General features: G+C 67.3%; 13 protein-coding genes and 4 pseudogenes. 9 read left to right on the forward strand and 8 right to left on the reverse strand.

The features are described from left to right. Positions 1-280 precede the first annotated feature (280 nt). The 5 genes and pseudogenes from STSP_RS18285 to STSP_RS37215 form a co-directional block, all read right to left on the reverse strand. A pseudogene (locus STSP_RS18285) lies at positions 281-874 on the reverse strand (aldehyde dehydrogenase family protein); the annotation flags it as partial. Positions 875-961: 87 nt separating this feature from the next. Next, positions 962-1087: pseudogene (locus STSP_RS37210) on the reverse strand (IS630 family transposase); the annotation flags it as partial. A gap of 36 nt (positions 1088-1123) precedes the next feature. After that, positions 1124-1456: a glyoxalase superfamily protein gene (locus tag STSP_RS18290; protein WP_067278967.1), complete on the reverse strand. Its 333-nt coding sequence runs from the start codon at positions 1454-1456 to the stop codon at positions 1124-1126. A 488-nt stretch (positions 1457-1944) separates the two neighbouring features. Further along, positions 1945-2388 carry an ATP-binding protein gene (locus STSP_RS18295; RefSeq protein WP_067279046.1) on the reverse strand — a complete coding sequence of 148 codons (444 nt, stop codon included), beginning with the start codon at positions 2386-2388 and terminating at the stop codon, positions 1945-1947. A gap of 240 nt (positions 2389-2628) precedes the next feature. Beyond that, positions 2629-3045 carry an FhaA domain-containing protein gene (locus tag STSP_RS37215; protein WP_157902859.1) on the reverse strand — a complete coding sequence of 139 codons (417 nt, stop codon included), beginning with the start codon at positions 3043-3045 and terminating at the stop codon, positions 2629-2631. A 366-nt stretch (positions 3046-3411) separates the two neighbouring features. Here STSP_RS37215 and STSP_RS18300 point away from each other — a divergent pair, with 366 nt between their 5' ends. The 6 genes and pseudogenes from STSP_RS18300 to STSP_RS37220 all read left to right on the forward strand — a co-directional run. Continuing rightward, a complete protein-coding gene (locus STSP_RS18300) occupies positions 3412-4425 on the forward strand; it encodes a SigB/SigF/SigG family RNA polymerase sigma factor (RefSeq protein ID WP_067278970.1) in 1014 nt (337 codons plus the stop codon). 16 nt (positions 4426-4441) lie between these two features. After that, positions 4442-4903, forward strand: a complete 462-nt coding sequence (locus STSP_RS18305; RefSeq protein WP_232789695.1) for a DUF2267 domain-containing protein — start codon at positions 4442-4444, stop codon at positions 4901-4903. A gap of 492 nt (positions 4904-5395) precedes the next feature. Beyond that, the gene (locus tag STSP_RS39665; RefSeq protein WP_198547377.1) at positions 5396-5563 is read left to right on the forward strand and encodes a hypothetical protein; all 168 of its coding nucleotides are present in this window, start codon (positions 5396-5398) and stop codon (positions 5561-5563) included. 54 nt (positions 5564-5617) lie between these two features. Continuing rightward, positions 5618-6378: pseudogene (locus STSP_RS18310) on the forward strand (transposase). Between the two features lie 73 nt (positions 6379-6451). Next, positions 6452-6793 carry a hypothetical protein gene (locus tag STSP_RS18315; protein ID WP_067278976.1) on the forward strand — a complete coding sequence of 114 codons (342 nt, stop codon included), beginning with the start codon at positions 6452-6454 and terminating at the stop codon, positions 6791-6793. After that, positions 6793-7239: pseudogene (locus STSP_RS37220) on the forward strand (GH12 family glycosyl hydrolase domain-containing protein); the annotation flags it as partial. The gene STSP_RS18315 and the pseudogene STSP_RS37220, both read left to right, overlap by 1 nt. Here the strand turns inward: STSP_RS37220 and STSP_RS39205 are convergent. After that, positions 7222-7377: a hypothetical protein gene (locus STSP_RS39205; protein WP_157902860.1), complete on the reverse strand. Its 156-nt coding sequence runs from the start codon at positions 7375-7377 to the stop codon at positions 7222-7224. The pseudogene STSP_RS37220 and the gene STSP_RS39205 overlap by 18 nt on opposite strands. A gap of 5 nt (positions 7378-7382) precedes the next feature. Continuing rightward, positions 7383-8939 carry an RICIN domain-containing protein gene (locus STSP_RS41415; RefSeq protein WP_456300506.1) on the reverse strand — a complete coding sequence of 519 codons (1557 nt, stop codon included), beginning with the start codon at positions 8937-8939 and terminating at the stop codon, positions 7383-7385. A 360-nt stretch (positions 8940-9299) separates the two neighbouring features. Here STSP_RS41415 and STSP_RS18325 point away from each other — a divergent pair, with 360 nt between their 5' ends. The 3 genes from STSP_RS18325 (at position 9300) to STSP_RS18335 (ending at position 13187) form a co-directional block, all read left to right on the forward strand. Beyond that, the gene (locus STSP_RS18325; RefSeq protein WP_067278979.1) at positions 9300-10166 is read left to right on the forward strand and encodes a GNAT family N-acetyltransferase; all 867 of its coding nucleotides are present in this window, start codon (positions 9300-9302) and stop codon (positions 10164-10166) included. 102 nt (positions 10167-10268) lie between these two features. Further along, on the forward strand, positions 10269-11828 hold the full coding sequence (locus STSP_RS18330) for an MFS transporter (protein ID WP_067278982.1): 1560 nt from the start codon (positions 10269-10271) through the stop codon (positions 11826-11828). Positions 11829-12419: 591 nt separating this feature from the next. Further along, complete coding sequence (locus STSP_RS18335; RefSeq protein ID WP_067278985.1) at positions 12420-13187, forward strand: dienelactone hydrolase family protein; 768 nt, start codon at positions 12420-12422, stop codon at positions 13185-13187. A gap of 70 nt (positions 13188-13257) precedes the next feature. Here the strand turns inward: STSP_RS18335 and STSP_RS18340 are convergent, their stop codons facing one another. Continuing rightward, a complete protein-coding gene (locus tag STSP_RS18340; protein WP_067279052.1) occupies positions 13258-13899 on the reverse strand; it encodes a class I SAM-dependent methyltransferase in 642 nt (213 codons plus the stop codon). Between the last annotated feature and the right edge of the window lie 75 nt (positions 13900-13974).

The raw sequence follows: 13974 nt of genomic DNA on the forward strand, positions 1-13974 counted from the left end.
AACCACTTCAACCGGGCGTTGCCCGAGTGCCCATGGGGGGAGGCGGTCGGGAAGGTACCCAGGAGAAGTGGCATGTACACGAGGCGCGGCTCGGGGCATGGCTGACGTACGGTCCGGCGGCATGGACTGGACCGCCGAGACCCCGGCCTGCCTGCTTACCGGACTATCCGGTACGGGACCGCACCTGGCGCAGGCCGTGGAGTTGTGTCCGCTGGCCCTTGCCCGGCCGAGGGGCGGGCAAGGGCCAGCGCAATTCATGCACGTGATGCCCAGCGCGAGGTCAGAGGAAGCTGACGTTCTGAGCGAGCGCGAGCCGGCTTGAGTAGTTGATGGTGTTGGTGGCCGGGCGCATGTAGGCCTTCCACGAGTCCGAGCCGGACTCGCGGCCGCCGCCGGTCTCCTTCTCGCCACCGAAGGCACCGCCGATCTCCGCACCGGAGGTGCCGATGTTGACGTTGGCGATGCCGCAGTCGGAACCCTCGGAGGAGAGGAAGATCTCGGCCTCCTGCTGGTCGCGGGTGAAGATGCTGGAGGACAGGCCCTGGGGTACGTCGTTGTGCAGGGCGATCGCCTCGTCGAGGGTGTCGTACGTCAGGACGTACAGGATCGGGGCGAACGTCTCTTCCCGTACGACGTCGAGCTGTTCGTCGACGCGGACGATGACCGGCTCGACGTATGCGGCCCGGGGAGCGTTGGCGGACAGGCGCCGGTTGCCGCCCGCCAGGATCTTGCTGCCTTGGGCCTGGGCGCGGGTGAGGGCGTTCTGCATGCCGTCGAGGGCCTGGGTGGAGATGAGCGGGCCGACGAGGGTGTTCTCGTGGAAGGGGTCGCCGATGGGCAGCTTCTGGTAGGCGCTGGTCAGGCGCGCGATGAGGTGGAGCAGCAGCGGGCGGGCGTGTGGGGGCGGGACCGGGGCCGCGGTCGCTCAGGTCCCGTTCCGCTCCCCGCCGGTCCATGAGTGCGCGGACAGCAGCACCATCTGGGCGCGCCGCCAGGTCACCACTGACCCCGTGCCTCTGCGGATGATCCGCAGCAGGCGCTTCACTTCGTCGTCATCGATCTCGCGGACGCGTACTCGCTCAGCCACCAGCACAGCTGCCCTGCCGCGGGCTGCCGACGGGTGTCATTCCGTCGGCGTGCCGATCCGCAGCCGGTTGCCGTCAGGGTCGCGCAGCTCAATCTCACGCGCCCACGGAGCGTCCTTCGCCTGCACACCGAACTCGGAGGCGATGGCCTCCACATCGCGAATGCGGAGGTAGACCAACGTGTCGGGCCGGGCATCGCCCTTGTGCTCCGACAAGAACAACCGCATCCCACCCCGGGCGACCTCGACGAACGCGGGAAGTCCCGGTTCGAAGCGGTGTTCCCACTGCTTGGCGAAGCCAAGTCGCTGGTACCAAGCGACCGCGGCCGCAGCGTCCTCGACGCGAAGAATGGGAATTACTTCCTCGTCCATGGAGTCATGGTCGCAGACCGCCCAGGGCGAACGCGCTGGATGTGTCGATCACGGCGTCCAGGGGCCGCGCTGAGCCAAGTTCAGTAGGTCGGCCCTGCGCACCCGGTCCGCCGCCTGGCGGGTGCCGCCGGCTCCCAGCACGGTCGGACGGCCCGAGGACGATTCGTCGCTCCTCGTCTACGTCTCCCCCTCCACGAGGAGCGCCCACTGGTGTTCGGCGAGTGGGCCGTGCACTTCTACGGCACATACGTGCGGGCATGCCGGAAGGGCGCCGAGGCATGCTCGTACGTACCGGACCGCCCAGTCCATGTGGACCGTCCTGTGGATGTCCAGCGTTCAGGATGGCTGCGCATTCTCGCCGAGAGCGGGTTCACCTTCGACTTACGGCGCCCACGGCGTTCTTCCGGTACGAGCACGCATTGGTCCGTGCCGTGCGCGAGGTGTGTGCGCGTTGCGGTACGGATGCCCGGCCGCGTCCTCAGGTCCTGTCACCACGGGAGGATGGCGTGCACGGACTTGCCGCCGGGTTCCGGTAGGACGTAGGTGTGCTCCGCCAGAGTGCTGATGACCTGCCAGCCCAGCCCGCCCTGTCCCGACATGTCCGGGTGGCGGGGCCGGGGGGAGGCGGTGTTGGTGTCCGTGATGGAGACGTGGATCGCCTCGCCGGTGTCACGCAGCATGAGGGTGAAGGGCCCTGGAGCGAAGCGGATGGTGTTGGTTGTCAGTTCGTTGGCGACGAGCAGGACGTCCTCAGCTGCTTCCGTGGACTCGGGTGGGCGGGTCCTGGCGAGGTCGGCAAGGAAGGCCGCGGTCGCATCGCGTGCTCCGGTGACGCAGTCGAGGCCACCGGTGAAGTACTGGACGAGCAACTCGCCCTTCAGCTCGGCAAGCCGGACAGGGCCGTCGTCCCCTCGTCTTGGTGCAGGGACCATGCTGACCACTCTTCCCATGGTCGGGAGTTCCGTTCCTAGCGCGCTTGCCCCCTCTGGGCACCATGCATACCTGACCCGACGCCGAGTGCTTCTCGGATTGGGGTAGCGAAGACGGTTTGTCGGCCACCCACCCTGATTGCGGGTGACAGGCTTCACAAGCGTGCCCTTAACGCAATCGAGGTCAACAGCTCGGGTGGTAAACGGATCACGGCTACGCCAGTGACCGCCATGTTCTCTGCGTCAAGCATGGCCGACCACGTATCCGGTTGAGTGAACCCTGATTGGTGCAACGTGGCTGGTGATTTGATATTTGGCCGCATTCGTCTTGGAGGACGGCCGTAGTTCGACCGTTACCCGGCCGACGAAGCTGTAGTGCTGTTCGGCGGCGTGCCGACGCACCCGATTGGCCAGGTACTTCTCCAATTGACCGGAGTGGCCGCAGAGATCGCTGTAGCTAGGCTCGGGCAGCAGCAGGATGAATGAGTTGGGCACAAGGATGCGACCGCGTCCCAGAATTGCAACGTGGTCGTCGCACTCCTTGAGGAGCATGGAAACTGCTTCTACCTGTTCGCGGTCTGAGTCTCCGCGGATCACTGTTGCCCAAATGCCAGTTCCCCATCGCTCCAAAGTTTGTTCGATGGCGTCTACGATTCCCATGGCGCGCGCATACCCCCGCGTCCTCGGTGCATGTTGGTTCATAGGAGTGGCGTGCGGAGGCAACTGCTCAGCGTTTCCAGGTGCCACTTCGACTCGTGGCCGGCTGATGATGATCTTCACTCGACTCGGGATTCGCGCCCCGAGCCCTCATTGCGGGCGTGCGGGCGAGATCCTGTTGCCGCCAATACCTGTGGGAGGCGGTCTTATTCGATGCGTCACCCGCCGTAGTGAAGCGGCATGCATCCCACCAGCTGGTTCATGGCAGATGGAAGCCGCATTGATTGCATTTCAGAACCGGGGGTAACTGCATGATCACGATGAGCGTCTCCTCGCAAAGGGGAGACGCCGAGCCGAAAGGACGACACGATGACCGGTTCCGTGACACTCAACCGGAACGCGACCCATCCGTCCGTTCACCGACATACTTCGGGGCTGGACACCGCCCCCGATCCGGACCCATGGCCGGGGATCCCGGCCCAGCCTGACCAGCTTCCCGTCGACGATGCGCGTGAACTGTCCGATGTGCTCTTTGCGCGCCTGAAGGAATTGAAAGAGGGCACCTCCGAGTACTCGTACGTCCGCAACACGCTGGTCGAACTCAACCTCGCGCTTGTCCGCTTCGCAGCCCGCCGGTTTCGTGCCCGCAGCGAGTCGCAGGATGACGTCGTCCAGGTCGGTGCGATCGGCCTCATCAAGGCGATCAACCGCTTTGATCCCGCCCGCGGCGTCGTCTTCAGCACCTTCGCGCTGCCGACCATCCTTGGCGAGATCAAGCGCCACTTCCGGGACAATTCCTGGGACGTTCATGTCCCGCGCAGGCTGCAGGAGCTGCGCACCGAGCTGTCGAGGGCTGCCGACGAGCTCGAACAGGACCTGGGCAGGCCGCCGACCCTCGACGAGCTCGCGGCTCGCCTGGGCCGGCCGGCCGAGGAAGTGCGGGATGGGCTCGTGGCCGCCAATGGATACACGGCTGCGTCTTTGGACTTCCACACCGCGGACGACGAGGCCGACAGTTCCTTCGCGGAGCGCATCGGTTTCGAGGATGACGGTCTGCGCAAGGTCGAGGAGTGCCAGGCGCTGCGCCCTCTGCTCGCAGAGCTCCCCGAACGCGACCGGAAGATCATCTCGATGCGGTTCGGCGCAGAGATGACCCAGTCCGAAATCGGTGCGGAACTCGGGCTCTCGCAGATGCATGTATCGCGGTTGCTGGCGCGGATTCTCGTCCGGCTGCGAACCGGGCTTGCCCGCAACCCGCTCACCGGTCAGGCCACCGCCACGGGCGGCGCGCTGCCGGGCAAGCAGCAGGCCGAACGCTCCCGCGGCGCCGCCCGTGCCGCGAGCCCCAGCCTTCGCGTCGAAGCATCACCGCACCGCCCTTGAACTCCCGCGATACACCATGGCGCGCCAGGCACACACAGCGCCCGTTTGGTCGCGCCGCAAACTGGAGGTGACTGCCATGCAGTTGGAGGAGTTCCTCGATGACATTCGGGTTCGTGGGGGATACGACAGCCCGCTCAGCGCGGCACAGGCAGCCGAGGCTGCCCTTGAGATCCTCGGCGCCCATCTGGTGGGGGACGATCTGATCGACCTGGCCCGCTTGCTGCCGCACCAGTGCACCCCGGTCCTCGCCTGCACTGCGCCAGCGAGCGAACCTCTGACCCCGTCCGCGTTCATTGCCGCGGTGGCCGACCGTACCGACGGTGACCTGCTCGCCGGCAGACGTCACGCCACCGCGGTCCTGAGCGCCATCACCGCCGCCGCCGATGAAGCGGTCCTGACACGGCTGATCACACAACTTCCCCCTGGCTACGACGAGTTGTTCGGCCACGCCGAACCAGTTGTGGCGACATCGGCGTAAGGCAGCGGACGTGATACCCGAACGGCCCCGTATGACGGGGCCGTTGGGGAGGTCGCGCCGACCATGAAGGGCCGGTACGTCTGGTCAGAGCCGACGCACCCCGCGGGCTGCCGCATGACCGATCACGAGAAACACACCGCGGCAATGCCGTAGTTGAGCAGCACCCGCCACGACACGGACATCGGCTTCACGCCACTGGCGACCTTGCCAGGTGCCCCGAGGAGGCCCAATTCGCCCTGGGCGAGGGCCATACCGTGGCCGCAGCCGTTGAAGGTGGCCGATCCCGGTCCACGACATCAGCGACCAGGTGCGGGTCATCTGCGGTGGTTCTTGTAGTCGTCCCGAAAACTGATCAGCCGCTCCGGGACGCTCGTCGTCGCGTGCGGGAACTGAGTGTCCGAGATGGGACATGTCCGCGTCCGTCGGGGGCAGGCGCACTGTACGAGAGTTGCCGGTTCGGGTCGATGAACGGCGCTGGAGGGGTCTGCCGCTATGGGCGCAAAGGTGTTGAAGCGGTTCGGTGCGGGAGCTCCGCGCGGATCATGGCCGGCGGAGGAGTACGCGGCGGCGCGCCGCGCCGAGGGGAAGCCCGCGAAGGTCATCATGGACCTGAAGTCGGACGCGTTCTTGGTGGTGGTCGTGGCAGGCGACGACGACTAGGCCGTGTTTTAGAAGTGGTTCCGGTGTCTCGCCTCGTGCCGTGATGATCTCGGTGTGGGGCGAGGGGATCTTTCTGATGACCAGTGGGCAGTGTTGTGCCCGTTGCTGCCGGTCGCGGTGTTGGGCAGGCCGTCGGTGTGCCGGCGGAAGCTGATCGATGGGATCCGTTAGCGGGTTCGGACCGGGGCCCCGTGGCGGGATCTGCCGGCGGAGTACGGTCCGTGGCAGACGGTCTACGGGCTCTTCCGCCGCTGGCAACGCGATGGGGTCTGGTCGTCGGTACTGACCAGACTGCAAGCGCGGGCGGACGCAGTCGGGCTGATCACCTGGGAGGTGAACGTCGACTCCACGATCTGCCGGGCTGGACCACGAAGATTCACCTGGCCTGTGAGCAAGGGCAGCGGCCGTTGTCGCTGCTGGTCACAGCCGGGCAGCGGGGTGACAGCCCGCAGTTCACGGCCGTGCTGGAAGCCATCCGGGTTCCTCGTCTCGGACTGGGGCGGCCCCGGGTTCGTCCGCTGCGGGTGCGGGGCGACAAAGCGTATTCATCGCGCGCGAACCGTGCCTATCTGCGGCGGCGCGGGATCCGCTGCACGATCCCGGAACCTGCCGATCAGGCAGGCCACCGCGAACGCCGGGGAGCGGCCGGTGGGCGTCCTCCGGCCTTCGACCGCGAGGACTACAAGGCCCGGCACGCGGTCGAGTGCGGCGCCAACCGGCTGAAGCGGAACCGGGCCGTGGCCACGCGGTTTGACAAGCTCGCGGTCCGCTTCGAAACGACCGTCCTCATCGCCGCGATCAACGAGTGGCTGTGACCTGTCGGACGTGTCGGTCCCGCATGTCATTCTGGCCGCGATCAGGTCAGCGGATCGAGGGGAGACAGAGGCGATGGGCGCTGCGTACTACCGGGCCGAGAGCGAGAGCGGCGACCATATCGACGACCCGTCCGAGGACGCGTTGTTCATGCTGATCGATGACCTCAACGACTCGGACGACACCTTCGTCGTCATCCAGCCCGACGAAGACGACCCGGCCTGGTTCACCTCCGTCGCGGTCCTGGACGAAGGCGGCTACGAAGTCGTCCGACGCGACACCGCCCACCGCGAACACGACGTCATCAGCGAGACAAGCATCGACCGGATCGCCCGCGATCTGACGATCTGGATGGCCGCCCGCGACTTCCCCGGACAGCCCACCCAGCACACCATCAACTTCTCAAACACGGCCTAGCCGCCCCTGCCTCGGCCGCGGTCTGGAACACCTGCGACCAGTGGGGCACCACCAACCTGAACGGCTACACGCTCTACAACAACATCTGGGGCGTCGGCGCGGGCAGCCAGTACACCTGGGCCAACTCCGGTACGGGCGGGGGCGTCTGGGCCGACCATCCGGAGACCAGCGGCATCAAGTCCTACCCCAACTCGACGCAGTCGATCAACAAGTCGATCGACTCCCTCGCCTGGCTGACCAGCGACTACGACGTCAGCGTCCCGTCGTCCGGCGCGTACAACACCTCGTACGACATCTGGGACACCGACCACGACTACGAGATCATGCTCTGGGTCAACCACAACGGAGCCGTCGGACTGCTCGGCTCCTACCAAGGCAATGCCACGGTCGGCGGCCACAACTGGAACGTCTACAAGGGCACCAACGGGTCAAACGAGGTGTTCTCGCAGCGGACCCCGGTAGCCGTCGCCCGTGCTGCTGCCCTCGCCCCAGGCGATCGAGTCGCCCAGCGGCAGGACACGCAGGGGAGTGCCGGAGGCGACGGCGGGGGGCAGCAGTCCCTGGCCCGGTTCACGGGTGGTCATGTCCCTCACCATCCCGTCGGCAGGCTGCTGAGGAACGGGGCAAGCCGGTCGGCGATCACCCGGTCGTCGTGAGCCGAGGTGTGCCGGTCACATCCCAGGAAGTCCAGGCCTGACTGATCGAGGAACCAGTAGTGGACCCCGCTGTCGCCGGCGTCGTTGCGCGCCTCGACCACCTGCCGCACATGCTCGGCGTTTCCGTCGAAGCCGACGGCCACGAGGGTGGTGCCGGCACCGTAGCGCGTCCGCAGTTTCCGGAGGAACTCGCCGTAGGCGGTGCGGTAGGCGGCCGCGAGGCTGTCGGGCGTCCACGGTTCACCGGGGGTGAGGTCGGAGAAGTCGTTGGAGCCGAGGTTGACCACCACGATCTGGGGGCGCCACGTCCCCGGGTTCTGCCAGACGTCGCCGTCCACGTTCAGCAGGGCGCGGTCGTAGTAGGTCCGGTACGTGACGTCCGGGGAGATGCCGGCGACATTGCGTACCATGCCGAGACCGGAGAAGCCGTTGATCTGGTAATCGGCGTCCAGCTGCCGGGCGGTGAGGGCGCCGTAGCTCACGTCGGTGTTGGTGTTCCGCTTGAGCTGCTCAGGATTGCAGTCGCGGGTGCCCGAGACATTGCCGTAGCCCACCGTGAGGGAGTCCCCGATGAACTCGATCTGGCGGTCCCGGGCCGCCGGCTTGCTCAGTACGGCGCCCCCGGGCGCGGCGACGAAGCCTCCGAACGTGCTGGTGTCCCCCGGGGTGTCGTTGCGTTTGACGACCCGGACCGTGTGCTCGCCGTCCCGTAGGCCGTTGATCCAGTGCGTGGTGTCGCCGGGTGTGACCAGGGTGGCGACGGTGGCCCCGTCGACCTGGACGTCGTAGTCGGCGGCCGCGCAGTCGAGTACCACCCCGAGGCCGGTCCCGCGGAAGCGGCCCTCGAAGTACACCCCGGGCCAGCTGAACTGCACCGTCTTCCCCAGGTTCTTGACCCGCCCTGCGGTGTGCACCTGCTCCAAGACGCCCTTCACGGGGACCAGTTGCCACTGCTGGTTGGCGCCGTCCCAGTCGGTGAACTGCACAACCTTGGCACCGTCCGTGGTGGCAGCGTTCCGGACCTCGACGGCCTTGCCGCTGTTGCGATTGATCAGACGGACGTAACCGTCCGCCGAGTCCTCCAGCCGGAACTGCTGGTTCAAGCCGTTGGTGTCGCCCCACTGCACGATGTCCGCGTGGTCGGCGCCGGACCAGCCGTGGACGTCGAGCACCTTGCCCGAGTGCTGGGCCTTCAGTCGGTAGTAGCCGTCGCCCGAGTCGACGAACTGGAACCGCTGATGGGCACCGCCGTTGCGGGTCCACTGCTGAACGGCGGTTCCCTCAGCAGTACTTGCGCCGGATATGTCCAGCGCCTTGCCGCTCCCCCGGTTGATCAGCTCGTACCACGAGCCCGCGTCCACCGTGGCCGCTTGCGCGGTCCCGGTCGCGCCCAGCCCTGCCGGCGGAGCCGCCGGCAGGGTCGTCACCGAGGCAAGCGCTGCCGGGCGCCTCCCGCGCCCCGGCTTCGGGTTCCTGTCTCTGAAAGTCATCTGCGTGCCATCTCTCCGGCTCTGTGGCGCATCGGTGGGTCACGGCTGAACGTCCGACATTCCACCTCTGGATGTCAACCAATTTGAAGGATGAAATAGATCAACAGGAACCCGATTTGCGTGACTTGATGAACTATCCACTTATCTACACACGTCAAACAACGTATGTCTCACGCAGTTTGAAGCCTGGAAACGCGTTCTCCAGGCAGGCCGTATGGGCCTACCACCAGGTCTTTGCCAGCAATACCGAACGCGCCGACGCACTCGCACCCTGGCTGCACTTCTACAACACTGGCCGCCGACACACTGCGGTCGGAAATCGGGTGCCGACTGTCGGTCCCGTGATGTGTGATCGGGGGTATGGCGATTACGTTGGGCAAGCCGGGAGTCGACGGGCTGAGCGAGGTTGTGGGCGTGCTGCGGGAGTGGCAGTACGACGGGGCGCCGATGCAGCTGCATCCGGGGGATCTGGGCTGGTTCTGGCGGTCAGGTGCGGAGGCGACGGCCGCGGCGGTCAGGACGTGGAGCGGGGACGGACAGATTCTCGCCGTCGGGCTGCTGGACGGTCCCGGGCTGTTGCGGCTGACGATCGCGCCAGACGCTCAGCGGGACGAGGAGCTGGCGCAGCAGCTGGTTGACGACGTGACCGACCCGGAGCGCGGCGTGCTGCCCGAAGGGAAGGTGAACATCGAGGCGCCGATGGATGCACTGGTCCAAGATCTGCTGTTCGAGGACGGCTGGAACACCGACGAGCCGTGGACACCGCTACACCGCGACCTCTCGGAACCGGTGAAGGACCCAGGCGTGCGGATCGAGCTGGTCGGGCCGGAGCGGGCGCACGTGTTTGCCGCCGTACATCGGGCAGCGTTCGACGGGTCGAGGTTCACGGACGAGCGCTGGCACGCGATGGCGGCCGGATTGCCGTACGCCGACGCCCGGTGTCTGGTCGCATACGACGACCAGGGCAGCGCGGTGGCGGCGGTGACGGTCTGGTCGGCTGGCCCGGGTAGGCCCGGGTTGCTCGAACCGATGGGCGTACACCGGGAACATCGCGGTCACGGCCATGGCAAGGCGATCACCGTCGCCGCGGCGGCCGCACTCCAGGAGCTGGGCTCGTCGAGCGCGATCGTCTGCACCCCGAGCTCCAACGTCGGTGCCGTCGCCACCTACAAGTCAGCCGGCTTCCAGCAGCGCCCCGAGGTCCGGGATCGATACCGGGACGCCTAGAGCACGTCCGGACGATCATGTCGGGCAGTATCGGCGAGCGGGAAGCCGCTGCCCCGTAAGCCGCTTGACCTCAAGTCCGCTTGAGGTTCTAGCGTGGCGCCCATGGTGACCGACATGACAACGTCTCGGCAGGTCAGAGCCGGAAAGCGGGAGTGGTTAGGGTTGGCGGTCCTGGCGCTGCCGACCATCCTGATCGCCCTTGACATGTCCGTACTGCACCTGGCGGTACCGCATTTGAGTGCGGATCTCGACCCGTCGAGCACGCAATTGCTGTGGATCGTCGACATCTACGGCTTCCTCATCGCGGGCCTCCTCATCACCATGGGCACCCTGGGCGACCGTATCGGCCGACGGCGGCTGTTGCTGATCGGCGCCGTGGGATTCGGTGCCGCCTCGGTGCTCGCGGCGTATTCGACGAGTCCGATGATGCTCATCGTCGCGCGCGGGCTCCTGGGCGTCGCGGGCGCGACGCTGATGCCGTCCACGATGTCGCTGCTCCGCAACATGTTCCACGACGCGAAGCAGCGCAACATCGCGATCAGTGTGTGGATGGCGGGCTTCGTGCTGGGCGGGGCGCTGGGCCCGGCGGTCGGCGGCGTGATGCTGGAGTACTTCTGGTGGGGTTCCGTCTTCCTGCTGGGTGCGCCGGTGATGGCGCTGCTGGTGATCACCGGGCCCCTGCTGCTCCCGGAGTTCCGGTCCGAGCGGCCGGGCCGGCTGGACCCCCTCAGCGTGGTGCTGCTGCTGATCGGTGTGCTGCCGGTGGTGTACGGCATCAAGGAGTACGCCTCGCACGGCATCGAGGCCACCTCCTCGCTGATCCTCGCCCTGGGCCTGGCTGTCTGCGCGGCCTTCGTGCTGCGCCAGCGGAACCTCGCCTCGCCCCTGCTGGACCTCCGCCTGTTCGGCGGCCGTACGTTCGCGGCCGCGCTGGCGGTGCTGGCCCTGTCGATGTTCGTCATGGCCGGCGCGCAGTTCTTCCTGGCGCAGTTCCTGCAGATGGTGTCCGGGTACACCCCGATGGAGGCCGGACTGCTGCTCCTGCCCATCTCCGTGATGATGGTCATCGGCATCATGGCGTCCCCCGCGCTCGCCCAGAAGATCCGGCCCGCGTACCTGATGGCCGGAGGGCTGGCGGTCGCCGCCGTGGGCATGTTCGTCCTCAGCCGCCTGACCGAGGACTCCGGTATCGGCATGGTCATCGTCGGCGGCGCCGTCATGAGCCTGGGCCTGGGCCCGACCCCCGCGCTGGGCACGGGCATGGTGCTCGCGTCCGCGCCCCCGGAGAAGGCGGGCGAGGCCTCGGCCATTCAGGAGACCGCTGCCGAGCTGGGGACCGCCCTGGGCATCGCCCTGTTGGGAGCGGTCGGCACCGCGGTCTACCGCGCCCAGGTGCAGGACGGCATCGCCGCAGGCACCCCCGAAGCGGCCTCGACAGCGGCCGAGGACAGCATCGGCTCCGCCGTCGCGGCGGCGGAGTCCCTCGCCGGTGACACCAAGGAGTCCCTCCTGGGCACCGTCACCAGGGCGTTCACGGACGGCATCCAGATCTCCTACACCGTCGGCGTGGTCATCACGCTCGCCATCGCCCTGCTGGCGGCCACTCTGCTGCGTGGGGTCACCCCCACGCTCGAGGAGCAGGGCGAGGCCCAACAGCACTAGGACTTGTCCGGCCGGTCATGTGACTGCCGCTTGTCCTTGTCGTCGATGTGGACATGGCGCGGGGCGATCTGACAGACGCCGAGTGGGGAAGGGCTGCGTCCGTTCCTGCCGGTGAGTCACGGGCGTTGTGGCGGTGGCGGGATCACCGGCAGGTGATCAACGGGATTCTGGAGGTGAGGACCCTGGGCCGTTCGCGGGGCGGGTTCACCAGCAAGCTCCACCTGAGCGCGGACGGCATTCAATCGGCATGGGCCAGGACGTACAACTGCCGGTCGAAGTCCCGACCGACGCCGATGCACTGACGGTGGACTCTCCGCCGGCGGGGTCCACGGCGACAACGATGCGCGCCATGCCAAGACCCCACCGCGGCGTGCTGAACCGCGGCGGCTGACCCGCCGACCCGGGAAAAGCGGTGGGGCGGGATGACGCCCGGCTGATAGCGTGCGGCCCACCGTGACACCGCGCGAGGAGGTGAGACCCATGAACGCTGTATCTGTGTGGGTGCTCCCCCTCGCCGTCACGGTCGGGCGATTGACATAGGTGTCGCCGGGAGCGCCTCGATCACAAGGCACTCCCGAAAGGCAACAACCAATGCATTCTGTGCAATTCACCGCCGAGACATCGTCAGACGGTGTCGTCGCACGCGAGTTCACCGTGGGCGAGGTCACCGGCGTGCTCTGGTCGTCGGCATCCGGCTCCGACCGTGCCCCTCTGGTGCTGCTCGGGCACGGTGGCGGCCGCGACAGCAAGTCACCGGCAATGGCCGGCCGCGCACACCGCCTCGTGAACGGCTGCGGATTCACCGTCGCGGCCATCGATGCGCCCGGTCACGGTGGCCGGCCGCGTACGGAGGTGGACGAGCGGGAGATCGCCGCGCTACGACAGGCGATGGCAGCGGGCGAGCCGGTCGCCCCGATCGTGGTCCGTTACAACCTCCTCCTTGCGGAGCGTGCCGTGCCGGAGTGGCAGGCGACCCTGGACGCCCTCCAGGAGCTACCGGAGATTGGTGCCGAAGGGCCGGTCGGTTACTACGGCCTGAACATGGGCACCGCGATCGGCGTGCCGTTGACGGCGGCCGAACCCAGGATCAGCGCCGCGGTGTTCGGTCTTTTCTGGCACGACGAGTCCCTGGCCGAGGCGGCGAGGCGGATCACCGTTCCGGTCGAGTTCGTCCTCCAGTGGGACGACGAGCACATCCCGCGCCCATCCGGTCTCGCGTTGTTCGACGCCTTCGCCTCGAAGGAGAAGACGTTGCACGCCAACGCCGGCGCGCACATGGAGGTGCCCAGGTTCGAGGTGGACAGCGCGGTCCAGTTCTTCGCCCGGCATCTCGGCCGGACCGTCATGTCACCGGCCTGACCTGACAGGTATCGGCGCCCGGTCACCGGCCGGGCGCCTATACCGCGGCCCCGCGGGTGGGGGCTACGCATCATCCAGACTTGCGCATCACCAGATGGCCCCGGCGAAACCGTTCCTCCTCGCGCGGCTCACGCAACATCCGGCCGACTTCGATGAATCCAGCTTCCCCGGCCAGCCCCGCCAAGTCGTCGATCGGCCACCGGTAGGCAGTCGCCACCTTGTGGTCGAACGCCGTAACCGGCTCACCCTCCGACTCGAAGAAGGCGAGCAAGAGGTGGCCGTCAGGCGCGAGTACCCGACGGAACTCGGCAAAGTACGAGGGCACGTCCTGCGGTGGCGTGTGAATGACGGAATACCAGGACACGATGCCTTGCAGACTGCCGTCGGCCAGGTCCAGGGCGTCCATGGAACCGACCTCGAACCGCAGGTCCGGGTATGCCTCGCGGGCGAGATCGATCATCACCGGCGACAAGTCGACACCGAAGACGTCCAGCCCCAGGTCCCGCAGATGCGCGGTCACAGGTCCAGGGCCGCATCCCAGCTCGGCGACGAGTCCGGGATCAGTGGTCCGCGCGAGCTCGGCGAACGCGGCGAGCACCGCACGATCCAGCGGAAGAGCATCAAGCGCATCGCGGGAGAGTTCGGCATAGAGGACGGCGACGGCATCGTAGGCATCCGCTGTCGCACGGTGGTGTGAAGAAAGTTCAGTCACAGGCGAGGACACTAGAGGCTCCCGTGTCGCGCTGACGACTGACCTGCTGGACGGTGCAGAAGGCCGGCTCGACGC

The organism is Streptomyces jeddahensis (genome assembly GCF_001642995.1).
Taxonomy (GTDB): domain Bacteria; phylum Actinomycetota; class Actinomycetes; order Streptomycetales; family Streptomycetaceae; genus Streptomyces; species Streptomyces jeddahensis.

What these genes read in the sequence shown, in the direction of transcription:
- STSP_RS39665 (WP_198547377.1), top strand. Translation starts at nt 5,396, where the DNA reads ATGGGCGCAAAGGTGTTGAAGCGGTTCGGTGCGGGAGCTCCGCGCGGA.
- STSP_RS39205 (WP_157902860.1), bottom strand. Translation starts at nt 7,377, where the DNA reads ATGACCACCCGTGAACCGGGCCAGGGACTGCTGCCCCCCGCCGTCGCC.
- STSP_RS18325 (WP_067278979.1), top strand. Translation starts at nt 9,300, where the DNA reads ATGGCGATTACGTTGGGCAAGCCGGGAGTCGACGGGCTGAGCGAGGTT.
- STSP_RS18330 (WP_067278982.1), top strand. Translation starts at nt 10,269, where the DNA reads ATGGTGACCGACATGACAACGTCTCGGCAGGTCAGAGCCGGAAAGCGG.
- STSP_RS18335 (WP_067278985.1), top strand. Translation starts at nt 12,420, where the DNA reads ATGCATTCTGTGCAATTCACCGCCGAGACATCGTCAGACGGTGTCGTC.
- STSP_RS18305 (WP_232789695.1), top strand. Translation starts at nt 4,442, where the DNA reads ATGGCGCGCCAGGCACACACAGCGCCCGTTTGGTCGCGCCGCAAACTG.
- STSP_RS37215 (WP_157902859.1), bottom strand. Translation starts at nt 3,045, where the DNA reads ATGGGAATCGTAGACGCCATCGAACAAACTTTGGAGCGATGGGGAACT.
- STSP_RS18290 (WP_067278967.1), bottom strand. Translation starts at nt 1,456, where the DNA reads ATGGACGAGGAAGTAATTCCCATTCTTCGCGTCGAGGACGCTGCGGCC.
- STSP_RS18300 (WP_067278970.1), top strand. Translation starts at nt 3,412, where the DNA reads ATGACCGGTTCCGTGACACTCAACCGGAACGCGACCCATCCGTCCGTT.
- STSP_RS41415 (WP_456300506.1), bottom strand. Translation starts at nt 8,939, where the DNA reads ATGACTTTCAGAGACAGGAACCCGAAGCCGGGGCGCGGGAGGCGCCCG.
- STSP_RS18315 (WP_067278976.1), top strand. Translation starts at nt 6,452, where the DNA reads ATGGGCGCTGCGTACTACCGGGCCGAGAGCGAGAGCGGCGACCATATC.
- STSP_RS18295 (WP_067279046.1), bottom strand. Translation starts at nt 2,388, where the DNA reads ATGGTCCCTGCACCAAGACGAGGGGACGACGGCCCTGTCCGGCTTGCC.